Below are 16,713 nucleotides of genomic sequence, written 5' to 3' on the forward strand. Positions count from 1 at the left end.
CATTAATAGAAAGAAAAGAAGCTCATTATTCAAAGGAAACAAATAATTACATCCTTAATAAGCAACAATATAAAGGATAAAAACAAGCTATAGATTGGCTTTAAAAAACAACTTTTTAAGTATCGAGAAACACATAAAATAGATAACTATTAAAACTCTATAAGACTTGAAAATTATACATTATAGACAACACGCTATCGTTTTTTTTTGGTAACTTTGCCTATATCAAAATGGCAAATTAATTATAACTATTTGATAAATAATTGTTTATTAAGAACATACTCGTTGTTCATTCGATTAAAAGTAGATTAAAATAGAAAACTTATAAATAGATTCAATGGATATAATAAAGCGTAATGGCGAATCGGAAAGATATAATAACAACAAGATAGCGATAGCCATTAAGAAGAGTTTTATCAGCACTGGTAAGACCATAAAGGACGAAGAGATAGCCGCAATGGTGGCTGAGGTTGAGCAGATTATCATTGATAATCCAGACCAAAGAACCGTTGAAGAGATTCAAAATCAGGTGGAGAAGCATCTCATGATGCACGGTCATTATGACGAAGCAAAGAACTTCATCCTCTTTAGATACCAGCGCAACGAGCAGAGAAAGGCTATCAATGACATCGCTCGAATGGCTGATGATACGGAATTAACCACTGTTCTGCAAGACGTGGCACGTGAGTATAGAGAGCGTGTATATAGTATGGTGACTCTTCAAGAGAAGTTTGCTAACCTTTGCAAACCGGGTATGTCGCATAAAGAAGCTATAGACACTCTTATCAAAGCTGCCGTAGAATTGACCACTCCTGAAGCTCCTGCATGGGAGATGATATCGGCTCGCATCTTATCATATAGGGCTGAACAGAAGATAAAGAAACAGGAAGATGAAATTGGAATAGATGGTTTCTACAATAAGTTGAAATACATGACTTCCGAAGGTCTATATGGTGAATATATCCTACAGAACTATACTGAAGAGGAAATCAATGAAGCGGCTACCTTTATCAAAGAAGAGCGTAACAAACTATTGAATTATTCGGGTTTGGATCTTCTTCTAAAGCGTTATGTCATCAAGAACTATGCGGGTAAAGCCATAGAGAGAGTACAGGAGATGTATCTCGGTATAGCCCTTCATCTTGCCATGCCAGAGCAGAAAGAGAACCGCCTTATGTGGGTTCATCGCATCTATGACATGCTTAGTAAATTAGAAGTTACTATGGCAACTCCAACACTATCGAATGCTCGCAAGCCTAATCATCAGCTATCAAGTTGCTTCATCGACACCGTTCCTGATAGCCTTGATGGCATTTATCGCAGTTTGGATAACTTCTCACAAGTAAGCAAATTCGGCGGTGGTATGGGTATGTACTTTGGTAAGGTGCGTGCCACAGGAGGTAATATCAGAGGATTCAAAGGCGTTGCTGGTGGTGTAATTCGTTGGATGAGACTTGTTAACGATACGGCAGTTGCGGTAGATCAGTTGGGTATGCGCCAAGGTGCAGTAGCGGTTTACTTGGATGTATGGCATAAGGACTTACCAGAGTTCTTACAACTTCGCACGAATAACGGAGACGATCGCATGAAAGCACATGACATCTTCCCAGCCGTTTGTTATCCTGACCTTTTCTGGAAGATGGCGGATGAGAACTTGGATCAGAATTGGTATCTTTTCTGTCCAAATGAGATCATGCGCATCAAAGGATATTGCCTTGAAGATTGTTACGGAGAGGAGTGGGAACGCAAGTATCTCGATTGTGTCAACGACCAAAGACTCACGCGTCGTGTGATAAGTATCAAGGATATCATCCGATTGGTTCTACGTTCTGCAGTCGAGACTGGTACTCCATTCACATTCAATCGAGATACAGTTAACCGCGCAAACCCTAATCACCACAAGGGCATGATATACTGTTCTAACCTCTGCACTGAGATTGCGCAGAACATGGCACCTATAGAGACTGTATCGAAGACTATCGAAACGAAGGACGGAGAAACGATTGTTGTCACAACTACCAAACCGGGTGAGTTCGTCGTTTGTAATCTAGCCAGTCTTTCTCTAGGACGCCTTCCTTTGGAGGATGAAGAACAGATGAGAGAGAAGGTAGCAACGATAGTTCGCGCATTAGACAATGTGATCAGTCTTAACTTCTATCCCGTTCCTTATGCAGAAATAACTAATCAGAAATATCGCTCAATAGGGCTCGGCATTAGCGGTTATCACCATGCTTTGGCTAAGAGAAGAATAAAGTGGGAGAGTGAAGAACACCTACAATTTATGGACAAAGTGTTCGAAACTATCAATCGTTCGGCGATACTTGCTAGCTCTAATCTAGCCAAAGAGAAGGGCAGTTATCAGTACTTTGAGGGTAGCGACTGGCAAACGGGTCTATACTTTGACAAGCGTGGTTACGATAGTGATGAGTGGAAAGAAGTGCGCAAAACAGTGGCTTTACAGGGTATGCGCAATGCTTATCTATTGGCTGTTGCACCGACCAGTAGCACTAGTATAATTGCAGGAACTACGGCTGGATTAGACCCTATTATGAAGCGATTCTTCTTAGAGGAAAAGAAAGGAAGTATGCTCCCCCGCGTTGCTCCGGAACTATCTGACGAAACTTATTGGATGTATAAGAGTGCATATCTAATCAACCAGAAGTGGAGCATAAAGGCATCTGGTGTTCGCCAGCGTCATATTGACCAGGCGCAGAGTATGAACCTATATATCACCAACGACTTCACCATGCGACAGGTGCTCGACCTGTACTTATTGGCTTGGAAGAACGGAGTAAAGACGATTTATTACGTTCGAAGTAAGTCATTAGAGGTGGAGGAATGTGAGAGTTGTGCATCTTAACTTTTCGAAAATAACTTACATTTTATTTGTATCTAACGGATGATTCTCATCATAAAAACAAGCATTTATGTCATCAACAACCATCAGTTGTAACTATCTAACAGTTAACGTGTTATGAAAAGTATAATAGATCGAGAAAAAACGTATATTCGTTTTTAATAAAACGTATATCCATTTTTAGTAAAACGTACCTCCGTTTTTGGTAAAATGTACCTCCGTTTTTAATGAAAAGTACGTTCGTTTCATCTGAAAGGTATAATCAATCAATGAAAAAGTATTACATATTTTAGGAGTAAGCAGGAGTGAAAAGGAATGAAAGGGAGTGAAGACAAATGTATTTATTAATGATAGATAAAGAAAAAAGAAGTATTCATAACTTCTCAAAGCAATGGAAGATAAACTAAAACGAAACACCCTGTTTAACCCTTCAGGGGATGTGGATTTGCGTTTAAGACGCATGATCGGCGGTAATACAACCAATCTGAATGACTTCAACAACATGAAGTATTCGTGGGTTAGTGATTGGTATCGTCAGGCAATGAATAACTTTTGGATTCCCGAAGAGATTAATCTTTCGCAGGACTTCAAGGATTATCCTCGATTGGATAAAGCCGAACGAACAGCATACGATAAGATTCTTAGTTTCTTGGTATTCCTCGATTCTTTGCAAAGTAATAACTTGCCAACTGTTAGTGAGTATATTACTGCCAACGAGGTGAATCTATGCTTGCATATACAGGCATTTCAGGAGTGCATACACAGTCAGAGTTATAGTTATATGCTTGATACTATCTGCTCTCCAGAGGAAAGAAACGACATTCTCTATCAGTGGAAAACGGACGAACACTTGCTGAATCGCAATAAATTCATCGGTGATTGTTACAATGAATTCCATGAGAAGCGCGATAAATTCAGCTTGATGAAGACCTTAATTGCTAACTTCATCCTCGAAGGTATCTACTTCTATAGTGGCTTTATGTTCTTCTATAATCTCAGTAGAAATGGTAAGATGTCGGGGTCTGCTCAAGAGATTCGATACATCAATAGGGACGAAAACACGCATCTCTGGCTCTTCAGAAGCATAATCCTCGAATTAAAGAAGGAGGAACCTGATATGTTCACCGAAGAAAAGGTAAAGATTTACGAGGATATGATGCGCGAGGGAGTACGCCAAGAGATAGCATGGGGACAATACGTTATTGGAAATGAAGTGCAGGGTCTAAACTCGCAGATGGTATCAGATTATATTCGTTATCTCGGTAACCTTCGTTGGTCAGGATTGGGCTTTGGTTTCCTCTATCCAGACAATCAGAAAGAACCAGAAAACATGCAGTGGGTGGGGCAATACTCTAACGCTAATATGGTGAAAACCGACTTCTTTGAAGCAAGAAGTACGGCTTATGCAAAGAGTACAGCCCTTATCGACGACCTTTAAAAAGCTATTTAATTTATTCATTACACCTATCGTTCGGGCAAGTCAGCTATTCTGATTTGCCCGAATGATTGTATATAAAAGCAATCACTCGTATCTCATCTTTCTAAAAACACAATCCTCATAAGTAGGAAAAGTTATCCACAAAACTGTTGAAAACTATGTTGAAAACACATTTCATAACCCTTTTATAACCCTGTGGATATCCACATCCCTCAGTAGAGATCCCCTTCTTAGTGGATATCCACATAGTTATTAACGGCATTTTAGATAAGTTTTACACAAGTTATCAGTGTAAAAAGATATAAACTTATTATCTTTGCACCACTTGTGGAAAGTGTGGATAACTCATAATAAAGGTTGAGTATCAATCAAAAGAAGTACGAATAACTTTTTAATAAGTATCTTTCTCAAGTTGATAAGCAATCTAACAAGAAAAGAGAAGATAAGTTCTGCACCAATCCACAGCCCATCATACTAAATCATTCTTTATCTTTCAATAAAAGAAATAAAGAATATATATAATATAAATTGAACTTTTAAACTGGTTAAGATGAAACACTTTAAGATTTATATAGTTTGTCTCTTGGCTGTTCTTAGCCTGCGCGTCTCGGCTCAATGCACGTTTCATAACACAGCATTCAGCAGTGGAGAATATCTAACTTACAATCTCTATTATAATTGGAAGTTTATTTGGGTAAAGGCAGGAACGGCTTCCTGGTACACAGTCTCGTCTAATTATAAAGGTACACCGGCTTATCGTGCATCGTTGACAACGCGTGGCAATGGTAAGCTCGATAATTACTTTGTATTACGTGATACGCTCCTTGCTTATAATTCAAAGCAGATGGCACCATTGTACTATCGCAAGGGCGCAAGAGAAGGAAAGCGTTATACGGTGGATGAAATATTCTATTCTTATCCTAATGGTAAGTGTCATCTTCGCCAGCATCGTATCAATAGTGAAGGGAAACATAAGTGGATAGAACGCACTTATGATGATTGTTGCTTTGATATGATGAGTATCTTCCTTCGTGCTAGGAGTTTTAATCCTGAGAGTTGGAAGAAAGGTGAGGTTGTAAACTTCCCTATCGTAGATGGAAACAGCCGTGATCCTGCACGTATTATATATAATGGTAAGGAAGATGTAAAGGCGGATAATGGTCATAAGTATCGTTGTTTGAAACTTACTTATTGGGAATACGATGATGGAAAGTGGCGTGACATAGCAAGTTTCTACGTTACAGACGATAAGAATCACATCCCTGTTCGTCTCGATATGCGCTTAAAGTTTGGTTCAGCCAAGGCTTTCCTTACCTCCATGAAGGGAATCAATAGTCCTGTAACAGCTGAAGTGAAATAAAGAAAGGAATCTTTTCCTTACGATATATAAAGAACTTATCTTGTTATTATTGATTTAGGCGAGAGTATCTCAGAAGGATCTTACCTTTGATAGGAGATATTCTCGCTTTTTATATAGTATCATCCTTTCTCTGATGTTCGAAACACTTATGTTGATTGTAAGAGAGCCTCTCTTCTGATGCAAGAAGTGCTCTCTTATAATGAAGGAGAGCCTCTCTTGTTATGGAAGAAAGCGTTATGTGGAATGGAGAAGAGCGTTATGTGGATAATAAAACCTAAAGTGAGGGAAAACAAAAAGGAGCTTGTCTCCCGACAAACTCCATTTTGCTTAATTAAAAAGTGATGTGAGTTTAATTAAAATTTCATTATTTAAAATTACCCAAATAACAAATACATATATACCAAATATCACAACGAAGTGTTTCAAATAACACAAAACCTAACTTTTACTTACAATTCTTTCGACCTATTCTTACGATAAACTTAAACCTATGAAATCATGAAAACCTTATTTATGAGTAAATTAGTCTAATCGTTTCTGTAGGCAAAATTACAATAAAAAGCGCAAGCTCAAAGCCTATATAAGGCTGTGCTTCTATAAATATAAAGGTTATAAGGTAATTAAAAGGAGGTTATTTTATTAAGTAACTGATAATCAGTATACTTAAAATAGCCTATAAGAAAGTAAATTATAAGCCTTGTTATTGGTATAAAGTCTTGTTATAAGATAATTTATTGGGCGTTTTGAAACAAATAAATCATTTGTACTCAAGAGAGAGAAAATGGTATGTAAATGGTTGATAATCAGTAGTTGTTATTGCTATTAAAGTTCATGATCTTTATAATTGAAGTTTTTTTAGCATTTACACCTATTATTATAAGGAAGGAGAGGAGTGAAGAATTAGATTGGAAAAAGGCGTCAATAATTTTGTTACTATCTAATAAAATCTTTATATTTGTGGGCTATAAAAAGACATGTCTTTTATTGGTTTACTAATAAAGAATACCTAAGATGAATACATCAATAAGACTATATCTATTATGTGTGCTGTTTTCTTTACCGCTGATAAGTTCAGCCTCTAATGGAAAATGGTCTGAAGAATTAAATAAGTTGGATGCGAGTTTATCTCAAAAGAGCGTCTATGAGCAAAGAAAACTTGATGAGATAAAGGCTTTGAAACGCAATTTGAGAACAGCATCACAGGCTGATAAGTTTAAAATCAATCGTATGTTGTTTGATCAATATTCATCTTATCAGTACGATTCAGCTTATGTTTATGCGAATCATTTACTCTCACAAGCTCTTAAAGAACGGAATTGTGATTATGAATTAGAGGCTCGCTGTGATATTGTCTTCTGTCTTCTTTCGGCTGGATTATATACTGAAGCGTTCAATGAGTTGGCTACAATTCGTCTTGAAGGAACCAATCAGCAATCTAGAAAGCTTTATTTTAAGATGGCATCACGCTTGTATTATGATGTCTCAGACTATACTAAGACCGAACCTTACCAAAGTCAATACATCAAACAAGGTAGTATTTATACTGATTCGTTGCTTCATTATATTCAAAAAGACTCTCCAGAGTGGTATTATGCGGTAGGAATAAAAGAAATGAAGGAGCATAATTTTGCAGCTTCCCTTGATTACTTTAATCAATATATGGAGCAGAAAGGGGGCGATGTGCATAGTAAAGCTATTGTTACCTCATGTCTTGGATGGCTTTATCTGTACCAAAAGGATTTAAACAAAGCTATTAAATATCTTGCACAAGCAGCCATTTATGATAATAAAGGAGTTGTAAGAGAAACCACAGCATTGTGTACTTTGGCAAGACTTCTTTATAAAGAAGGTGATATACAACATGCAACTGAATACGTCAGACAGTCACTTTCGAATGCAAATTTCTATGGGGCACGACAAAGAGTGATAGAGGTAAGTAGTATTCTGCCCATCATTGAGCGGGATAGATATAATATTATGCAGGGGCAAAGGAATGCAATAGCAGTGGCAGCTGTGGTATTTATTCTTTTTGTTATTGGACTTTTTGTGGCGTGGTGGTACATTCGTAAACAAATGATGGAGCTAAAGAAAGCTCAAGTAATTATCGCTCGGCGTAACAAACAACTTGAAACTAAGAACAACCAATTGGAAGAAGTAAACAAAATAAAGGATGAGTATATTGGGAGATCATTCTACATTAACTCTGAATATATTAATAAGGTAGAGAAACTCTATCGTACCATTGATAGAAAACTCATGACTCGCCGAATTGAAGACTTGCGTTCGTCACTCAAAGAAAGTGAATTGATAGCAGAAAGAAAGTCGATGTTCGTTGATTTTGATGAGACTTTTTTAAAGCTTTTCCCACATTTCATCGAGAAATACAATGAGCTTTTTGATGATCCGGATAGTAAGTGTCTTGATCAGAAACAGCTCACAACAGAGATGCGAATCTTCGCTCTTATTCGTTTAGGAATTACTGACTCTGAACGTATAGCGACATTCCTTAATTACTCAGTTCATACCATTAATACTTATAAAACACGTGTCAAGAATCGTTCTCACATAGACAATGATAAGTTTGAAGGCTATATCATGAAGATATAGTAGTGTTCTTTTATTGTAATGGTGCTTTCACAATACTTCTAAAGAGCATAGTCTTATGCTTAAAGAGGTTTAGTGTAAGTGCTATTAGTTCCTATTTGAATGTTTTAAAAAGCTTATTTTGTGGTTGAAAAATAGTTACTTCTTTATTATAAAGGCATTATAAGCCTAATATTTTGATTATATTTACCAACGAAAAAGATAATTGATAATACTTGATAATCAGCTTGTTGATAATTGATAAAATCATTTTCTGTTTATATAATAAGCAGTTTTATTTATTAAATGTGAAATCATCACTATCTTTGCGAATAAAGAATAAGAACAAAAGAATATATTTTAAATAACTAAAAACATGGTTCACTATGAGGAAAATCACAAGTAATTTGCTTGGTGCAGTGTTACTACTATCTTCAACGATGACGTTCCTAGGATGCTCAACAGTTGATGATGGCAGTTATACAGCACCCATTACACTGACCGAGAAGATTGGTGGTAAGTGGGTTGTGAACTCAGTTACGCAGACTGATGAAACTAACGCGCGAACAAAGACACTAACAAATCTACTCGACTTTGACACGTTTGTTATTAATCTTAACCAAGATGAAGCGGGTAATGCAACCACTTTCTCTGTTGAAGGTAATGCACCTGCACTACTGCCAACCAGCGGTACGTGGAAGATGGATTATAACTTCACAAAGAGTGACAACACGGCTAGTAATCTGCTTCTTAATGATGGTAAAGCAGAGACATCTCTCACGGTAACAGCTGTACCGGGTAATACTAAGACTCTTGAATATCGTTTGACTCGTAAGACAAACGGACAGTCTTTTGTTTCATATACGTATAATTTAACGCAAGCTGTAAAGTGATTTGGCTATGAAAAAGATATTTTTAGCATTGATGTGCTTGTTCCCTTTGGTTTTATTTGGTCAAGGTACGGAATTAAGTACGGCTCCTAAGTGTTGGACAGTACCAGCAGTCTTCACTGCAGATGAGGAAGTTACGTTCTATTATGATATGACAGATGTGGGCTTTCAAGAAGGGGTTGATCTCTATTTATGGGCATGGCAACCAACAGAGCCAGATGCTGGTCATGGTGGTAACTCTTCGGATTTTGCCAAATTGGAGTACGTTGGTAACAACATTTATAAGAAGACTATGATACCAACACAATACTTCCATTGTGATGTATCAAAGTTCGAAGACGCTGAATGGCCAGGCTTTTGGCAACGCTTGAAGACGAAAGATGGAAGTCTATGGTCAGGTGTTTTTGCTGCTCCCGACAGCCGTTTAGAGTTTGCAAACTTCAAGAAGTCAGGTGCAGGTATAACCTTCTTTAGTGGTAAGAAGTCTACTGGTTTAACAGAAAAGTTCACTTTGGATGAGCCATTGACAGTCCTTTTCAACCCTGATGTGTATAAGTTAGGTGATAAGACATTGACAGAGTTGGCTAAAGATGCTGATTTCGTTCAATTTGGTGTACACTCAGCTTTAAATGATTGGACCGTGCAACAAACACTTGATGTATGGCGTCCTGCTGTATTAAAGAAGGCTGGTTTGAAGAAACTCTCTAATGGTCTCTATGCTTGGAACGTTGGAATACCTAGTGAGTATTATGCTTATAACCCTCAAGATGCAGGTCAAGCTGATAAGCCAACAATCCTTGCTGATCCTGATCAGAAGGCTAGTTTCCAACTTGAAAACATGAATTATATTATAATTAAGGTGATTAAAGATGCTAATGGAGCTAATCAGTGGGGTGTAAATAGTGGTGATCAAAAGCAAAAGGCAGGTTCTGCTGCACCTTATCCAGACCCTATGTTCTCTTATTTCCCTACACGAGTAAGTGCAAAGGATATCCTTACTCTGACCCGTGAATACAATGAACGAACATCTGGAGATTTAAAGTATACAATCGTAGCAGGCTCTAAGACTCTTACAGGAACTATGTCTGGTGTTCGTGACAAGCGTGAGGTAACACTTGATCTTAATAAGGAGTTAGAAGGCGTTAAAGCATCTGAATTGAAATTAACTATCAAGGAACAGCATGATAGAGTGGTTGTTGAATCAACTATACCACTTGTTGTAGCTGATTAAATAAGGTGATGGGAGAGGGATTCTCTCCTATCTTTATCAATCCATAAAAGCATTAAATTCTATGAAACTAACATTTCAAAATAAACTATCGGGGCTCATCCTCTTTATGATGATGTTGTTCTGTAGCAATGTATCGGCACAAAATATCACAGTTAGTGGTAGTGTTGTCGATTCAGAGAAAGAGCCACTTATCGGTGCTTCTGTAAGTGTTGTAGGTGGTAAAGTAGGTGCTATAACTGACCTTGATGGTAAGTTTAGTATTGAATGTAAGCAAGGTGACATGCTCGAAGTATCCTATATTGGGTATACAACACGTAAGGTTCAAGCCGCAAAAGACTTGAAGGTTGTATTGGAAGAGGATGCTAAGAAACTTGATGAGGTGACTGTTGTTGGCGTTGGTTATGGTAAGATGCGTAAGAGCGACCTAACTGGTGCTATAGCATCTGTTAGTTCTAAGGACATGAAACAAGGTGTTATTACCTCTACAGAACAATTATTACAAGGTAAAGTAGCAGGTCTTTCTATCGTACAAAGTTCTGGTGCTGTAGAATCAGGAGCATCAATTCGCTTACGTGGCGGTACATCTTTGTCTGCAAGCAATGGTCCTTTGGTTGTAGTTGATGGTATTCCTGGTGTTGATATCAACTCTGTTCAATCATCAGAGATTGTTAGTATGGACATTCTCAAGGATGCATCAGCGGCAGCAATATATGGTTCTCGTGGTGCAAATGGTGTTATCATCATTACAACTAATCGTCAGGGAACAGATACAGAAGTAAATACTATCCAATATAATGGCTATGTTGCCTTTGCTTCAGCAGCTCGCAAACTAGATGTATTATCGGCTAATCAATGGCGAAGCTATGTACGTTCTACTGGTAATATGAGTGCTTTGGACTTTGGAGCTAGCACTGATTGGCAGGATGAATTAATGCGTACAGCTGTCTCACATAGTCATAATATCAACTTCTCATCATCGAAGAAGAATCATGGATATCGTGCTAGTTTCACCTATAATAATAATGAAGGTGTAATCAAAACTAACACTATGAACAGGCTTGCAGGTTCATTGTCTGCATATCAAACAGGGCTTAATGGACATCTAAGACTAGATGAAGGTATCAATACAAACTTCGATAGTTGGCATCCAATCGATAGTCGAATATTCGAGCGAATGATTAATCTTCAACCTACGTTCCCTGTATATAATTCAGATGGAACCTACGCCCAATTGAATGGTACAAACACGGAGAATCCAGTTGAATTAAATAATCATCGTACAGAGGACCGAAAGCGTCATCGCTTCCTTGGATATATGAAAGCTGAGTTACAGATTATCGATGGTCTCTCTGCGACAATGAATACTTCTTATGAGTTCAATTCCGTTAAGTCAGGTCTTTATAAACCAACTTATGCGCGCATGGAAGGGCAGAGTGAGAAAGGTTGGGGTCAACGTCTTTATGATGATTATACCAATAAGCAGCTTGAACTTTACCTAACTTATGATAAGAAGTTTGCTGATATTCACCACTTAAATCTGATGGGTGGTTACTCTTATCTTGATAATATCTATGAGGGTTTCAGTGCTACTCGTTCTGGTTATGACTCTGATGCTTTCGGTTATAATAACCTAGGTGCTGGTAGTGATTATAGGCAAGGTGACGCTGGTTCTTATAAAGGAGGTTCTAAGCTAATATCGTTCTTTGGACGTGTTAATTATAGTCTTCTTGATCGTTACATGCTTACAGCAACCTTACGTCGTGATGGTTCTTCACGTTTCGGTGAGAACCATAAATGGGGTGTATTCCCCTCTGTTTCGTTTGCATGGCGTATCTCTGAAGAGCCTTTTATGGCATCTACTCGTGAATGGTTAGACAATTTGAAACTTCGTGCAGGCTTTGGTGTAACTGGTAACCAGAATGGTATTGGCGAATATAAGTCGCTCTCTATCCTCTCTGCAGCAGGTTCTGCTTATTACGATGGAGCAACTAATACATGGAAGAACTCCTACACACAGATTCAAAACCCTAACCCTGATCTTAAGTGGGAATCTACTGCTCAATGGAACCTAGGTGTTGACTTCTCTGTATTCAATAAGTTGAATGGTACTTTAGAATTGTACTATAAGAAGACATCAGACCTTCTTTGGACCTATCCAGTACCACAACCTCCATATCTCGTTGGCACTATGTTAGCCAATGTTGGTGACTTAGTGAACAAAGGATTTGAGTTAACTCTAGGTTACAAAGCTGTTCGTACAAAGGATTGGACACTTGATGCAAATATGTCTCTGTCGTATAATAAGCAAGAGATAACCAAGTTGTCAAATGATCAATATCAAGCTGTTGGTTTGCAGGCAGGACCTTTGCATAGTGTACGTGGTATGTCTAACATCTATTCACAAGTAATTAAAGAAGGTTATCCAGCTGGTGCTTTCTGGGGACCACATTGCCAAGGTATCTCTGAAGATGGCAAATATATGCTTGAAAAAGATGCTGATGGTAAGGTGAAGGAAGGTTATCTTGGTTCAGCAATGCCTAAGTGGAATATTGGTTTAAGTCTAAATGCTACATGGAAGAACTTCGATGCTAGCGTTGCTGCCTATGGTATGTTCGGACAGAAAGTACTGAATGTTAGTCGTATGGTATTATATGATCCAACACGTTTCCCATCACAGAATACACTTGACGACTTCATGACTAGTGGTATAACTGATAATCCAACTTTCTCTGATTACTTCATAGAGAAGGGTGATTTCTTCCGTCTTCAAGCTATAACATTGGGCTATTCTTTACCATTGAACAGCCTCAAGAAGCTAGGGCTCACTCGTCTACGTTTCTATGTAACAGGCGAGAATCTCTTCTGTATAACAGGTTATAAGGGTATTGATCCAGAGGTTAGTGTACCAGACAACGTACTTAACTCACCAGGTATAGACTTCTTCAATAGTTATCCACGACCACGTACTTTCTCTATCGGATTGAACGTTGGCTTCTAAGTTCATCGTAAATTCTAACTTTAAAAGATTCTATCTATTATGAAACGATTGAATTTCAATATATCAAATATGCTCCCTAAGAAGGCATGCTTAGGCTTAGGTCTTCTCTTGGCACTATCTTCTTGCACCGATCTAAACGAACATCTTTATGATAAAGTATCGCAAGACAACTATGGAAAGACATCATCAGAAGTGGCTACTATAGTCGGTGGTGCGTATGCCACATTACGTGGTTATGGAGCTAACACACCCGAAGGGGCAGGTGTTATCTGTTATCCAACTTGTGAGTACGTGTTCTTTACTCAGGAGTGTTCAAGCGATGAGGCTTGTATTCCAACACGTGGTACAGACTGGTTCGATGGCGGTCGTTACCAGCAGTTCCAGCGTCATAATTGGGACGTAAAGAACACGGGTATCCTTTCTGTATGGCGTTATAACTTCACCGGAGTATCGAAGATTAACGCTATTATTCATCAAGTAGAACAAAGTGGATTAAGCACTGAAGACAAGCAAAAAGTTGAGGCTGAGCTACGCGGTCTACGTGCTTATTACTACTACAACTTGCTTGATTGTTTTGGAAATGTGCCTATCGTGACCGACTTCACACAGAAGGAGTTGCCTGCAAACTCACCTCGTAAGGATGTCTTTGCATTTATAGAGAAGGAGCTTAAGGATATACTTCCAATACTTCCATCAGGTACTACTTATGCTAAGTTTACGCAGAATGTGGCTAACACCTTGTTGGCTCGTCTCTATCTAAATGCTGAAGTTTACACAGGAACTCCGCGTTGGCAAGACTGCTTGGATGCATGTAGTAAGGTTCAAGGATATAGCTTAACTCCTAACTATAAAGCCAGTTTCGCTATCCAAAATGAGAAGTCTCCTGAAATTATCTTCTCTATTCCTTATGACCATAAACAAGGTACTGTTGGTAACTACTTAGCTAGTATGACTTATCATTACAATCAGAAGTTAGCCTTCGATCCAGCTGGTGTTTACCAGTGGTGTGGTAATGGTATTTGTGCACAGCCAGGGCTTTATTCTTCATTTGATGAGAAGGATGTTCGTCGCCAATGTCTGTTAATTGGTCAGCAGTATAGTGCTAAAGATGGTTCAGAAGTATTGATGGACGATGGTTCACCATTGAACTATACTGAAGAAATAGACAATTTCACCGATGCAGCAAAGAATGCTGGTGCACGTTTAAATAAGTATGAGTGGAGTGCAACTGACTCTTGGGAGCGTGATAATGATTGGGTTCTTATGCGTTATGCAGAAATCTTAATGATGCAAGCAGAGTGTAATTTCCGCCTCGGCTATACCCCAACAGCCCTCACATATATCAATCAGATTCGCAAACGTGCAGGTCTCAACGATCTTACAACATTGACACTTGAGGACTTAGATACCGAGTGGAAGCATGAGTTTGTATTTGAGAATCTTCGTCGAACAACCAACATTCGCTTTGGTACTTACTATCAGGCATGGTGGGAGAAACCAGCTGATCCAGCCGATCATCACACTGGTATCTATCCTATCCCACAAGAGGAACTGAACAAGAATCCTAATTTGAAGCAGAATCCAGGTTATAGTTCACAACAGTAAAAAGCGTTGAAAGCTCCATTATAAGTATATAATAAGGATGAAAAGCAAGATGGTTTTCTATCGTAATATATACTTATAAATGGAGCTTTTTCATGCTTTTTATCATCGTATAAAGGCTCTTCTTTGTGAGTAATGAGGCTTATTAATGAGTCTAAACTTATTGCCTTATCATGGAAAAGAGTTTCTTTGTAATTAAAAAATAGATTAAAAATAGAAATAAATTAAACTAAAAAGGATACAAAAATAGATTATTTTCTTAGTAAGAACAATCTCTTTATTCTTTTAATCAGTTGTTTCTAGCGATAGAATCAAGTGTTTTAACCATGATAAGAGAGTGTTTTAAGCATTTAAGAGAATGGCGTTATGAGATAGTTAAAAGTTATTTTTAGATAAGAGAAAACGATTTTTTTGTTTAATTTTGTTCCTCTTTTTAACGATACATGTTGAGGGGCAGGATAACTTTTAATGTATCTCAGTATTACTTATTACATAATGGATAATGAATAAAAAGATATGGATTTAAAGTCAATACTTACTTTAGCAGCTACTGCTGGACTCTTATTTACATCTTGTGCAGATAGTTATGAGGGTGCACCCAAGAAGGTGGATGGAAGGCAAGAGGCGCATCAAGTAATGCCATTAGCCGTCCAGAAGACTAATAGTATGCAGGTTTATGCTCATTACATGCCATGGTTTGAGACAACAACGTCCAATCCGCAGAATGCAGGTAAGTGGGGTTATCACTGGACAATGAAGAATTGTGACCCTAACAAGATGGTTGGTAATGATAAAAGAGAGATTGCTTCGCACTATTATCCACAGATTGGTCCGTATGCAAGTGGCGATGAGGCAGTGCTAGACTATCAATGTTTGTTGATGAAATATGCAGGTCTTGATGGTGTAATGGTCGATTGGTATGGTGTAAATAGCGATAATTCTATTGCTCAACACAAGTCGAATACAGAGGCATTGTTCCGTGCTTTGAAGCGAGCAGGGCTCAAGATGAGTGTCGTCTATGAGGACCGTACATTGGACGGAGCGTCTGATAGGGTAGGAACAGCTCGTCAGGATATGCGCTATTTGGCAGAGACATTCTTCAAGGATGATAGTTATGTGAAGGTAGATGGGCGTCCACTTCTGCTTAACTTTGGTCCAATTACGATGGAATCACCGAAGGATTGGTATCGTGTCTTTTCTATCTTGACCACAAAACCGATGTTCCTTGTATTAGATGGAAAGCTCAGCAGCGTTAATAATACAAGCTATTCTGATAATGCGCAAGGCGTTTATACATGGGTAAATGCCAATCCGAACTATGCTATAGCTAAGAACTATAAGTGCTTTGTGGGTGGTGCTATGCCTGGATTCCATGACTATTATAAAGAAGGTGAGGGCAGTAATGGTTATACAACATACGATGCTGAGGGTGGAAAGTTGTTCCAACGCCAGCTAGATGCAGCCAAGAACGCTGGGTTAAAGTATCTTCAGATTAGTACATGGAACGATTACGGAGAGGGTACAACGATAGAGCCTACATTGGAATATGGCTACAAGTACCTCGAAATGTTGCAGAAGTTTACAGGCGTGAAGTATACAGTTTCCGACCTTGAAGTTATCTATCAATGGTATAAGGCACGTGTTGCCGAACCTAACAATCCTAAGGTTAAGGAAGCATATAATGCCCTTGTACAACTGAAAATGGATGAAGCAAAGGCTATCATTGGTACTTTGAATAGTAAAAGATAAGGTAA

9 protein-coding genes are annotated in these 16,713 nt (G+C 38.3%); all 9 read left to right on the plus strand.

Translation table 11 applies throughout. From position 1 onward, the window contains the following. Positions 1-337: 337 nt before the first annotated feature. The 9 genes from HMPREF9969_RS02855 to HMPREF9969_RS02895 all read left to right on the plus strand — a co-directional run bounded on the left by HMPREF9969_RS02855 (position 338) and on the right by HMPREF9969_RS02895 (position 16,708). Positions 338-2,860: a ribonucleoside-diphosphate reductase subunit alpha gene (locus HMPREF9969_RS02855; protein WP_009434326.1), complete on the plus strand. Its 2,523-nt coding sequence runs from the start codon at positions 338-340 to the stop codon at positions 2,858-2,860. 388 nt (positions 2,861-3,248) lie between these two features. Then, positions 3,249-4,295, plus strand: a complete 1,047-nt coding sequence (locus tag HMPREF9969_RS02860) for a ribonucleotide-diphosphate reductase subunit beta (RefSeq protein ID WP_009434359.1) — start codon at positions 3,249-3,251, stop codon at positions 4,293-4,295. Positions 4,296-4,845: 550 nt separating this feature from the next. Then, complete coding sequence (locus tag HMPREF9969_RS02865) at positions 4,846-5,655, plus strand: DUF3108 domain-containing protein (RefSeq protein WP_009434330.1); 810 nt, start codon at positions 4,846-4,848, stop codon at positions 5,653-5,655. Between the two features lie 1,011 nt (positions 5,656-6,666). Beyond that, positions 6,667-8,262 (plus strand): DUF6377 domain-containing protein, encoded by a 1,596-nt coding sequence (locus HMPREF9969_RS02870; protein ID WP_009434397.1) that lies wholly within the window; start codon positions 6,667-6,669, stop codon positions 8,260-8,262. Positions 8,263-8,624: 362 nt separating this feature from the next. Next, positions 8,625-9,131 (plus strand): DUF5004 domain-containing protein, encoded by a 507-nt coding sequence (locus tag HMPREF9969_RS02875; protein ID WP_009434373.1) that lies wholly within the window; start codon positions 8,625-8,627, stop codon positions 9,129-9,131. Positions 9,132-9,138: 7 nt separating this feature from the next. Further along, positions 9,139-10,359: a hypothetical protein gene (locus HMPREF9969_RS02880; RefSeq protein WP_009434322.1), complete on the plus strand. Its 1,221-nt coding sequence runs from the start codon at positions 9,139-9,141 to the stop codon at positions 10,357-10,359. A gap of 61 nt (positions 10,360-10,420) precedes the next feature. Continuing rightward, positions 10,421-13,357, plus strand: a complete 2,937-nt coding sequence (locus HMPREF9969_RS02885) for a SusC/RagA family TonB-linked outer membrane protein (protein ID WP_009434325.1) — start codon at positions 10,421-10,423, stop codon at positions 13,355-13,357. A 39-nt stretch (positions 13,358-13,396) separates the two neighbouring features. After that, entirely contained in the window at positions 13,397-14,962 is a 1,566-nt protein-coding gene (locus HMPREF9969_RS02890; RefSeq protein WP_009434328.1) for a RagB/SusD family nutrient uptake outer membrane protein, read from the plus strand. A gap of 513 nt (positions 14,963-15,475) precedes the next feature. Then, positions 15,476-16,708: a glycoside hydrolase family 71/99-like protein gene (locus HMPREF9969_RS02895; protein ID WP_009434388.1), complete on the plus strand. Its 1,233-nt coding sequence runs from the start codon at positions 15,476-15,478 to the stop codon at positions 16,706-16,708. The last annotated feature ends 5 nt before the right edge of the window (positions 16,709-16,713 follow it).

The sequence above is a fragment of the Prevotella sp. oral taxon 306 str. F0472 genome (genome assembly GCF_000257925.1).
Lineage (GTDB): Bacteria > Bacteroidota > Bacteroidia > Bacteroidales > Bacteroidaceae > Prevotella > Prevotella vespertina.

Excerpts from the sequence above, each read along its gene's own strand:
- HMPREF9969_RS02855 (WP_009434326.1), top strand. The coding sequence starts at position 338 with ATGGATATAATAAAGCGTAATGGCGAATCGGAAAGATATAATAACAAC.
- HMPREF9969_RS02860 (WP_009434359.1), top strand. The coding sequence starts at position 3,249 with ATGGAAGATAAACTAAAACGAAACACCCTGTTTAACCCTTCAGGGGAT.
- HMPREF9969_RS02865 (WP_009434330.1), top strand. The coding sequence starts at position 4,846 with ATGAAACACTTTAAGATTTATATAGTTTGTCTCTTGGCTGTTCTTAGC.
- HMPREF9969_RS02870 (WP_009434397.1), top strand. The coding sequence starts at position 6,667 with ATGAATACATCAATAAGACTATATCTATTATGTGTGCTGTTTTCTTTA.
- HMPREF9969_RS02875 (WP_009434373.1), top strand. The coding sequence starts at position 8,625 with ATGAGGAAAATCACAAGTAATTTGCTTGGTGCAGTGTTACTACTATCT.
- HMPREF9969_RS02880 (WP_009434322.1), top strand. The coding sequence starts at position 9,139 with ATGAAAAAGATATTTTTAGCATTGATGTGCTTGTTCCCTTTGGTTTTA.
- HMPREF9969_RS02885 (WP_009434325.1), top strand. The coding sequence starts at position 10,421 with ATGAAACTAACATTTCAAAATAAACTATCGGGGCTCATCCTCTTTATG.
- HMPREF9969_RS02890 (WP_009434328.1), top strand. The coding sequence starts at position 13,397 with ATGAAACGATTGAATTTCAATATATCAAATATGCTCCCTAAGAAGGCA.
- HMPREF9969_RS02895 (WP_009434388.1), top strand. The coding sequence starts at position 15,476 with ATGGATTTAAAGTCAATACTTACTTTAGCAGCTACTGCTGGACTCTTA.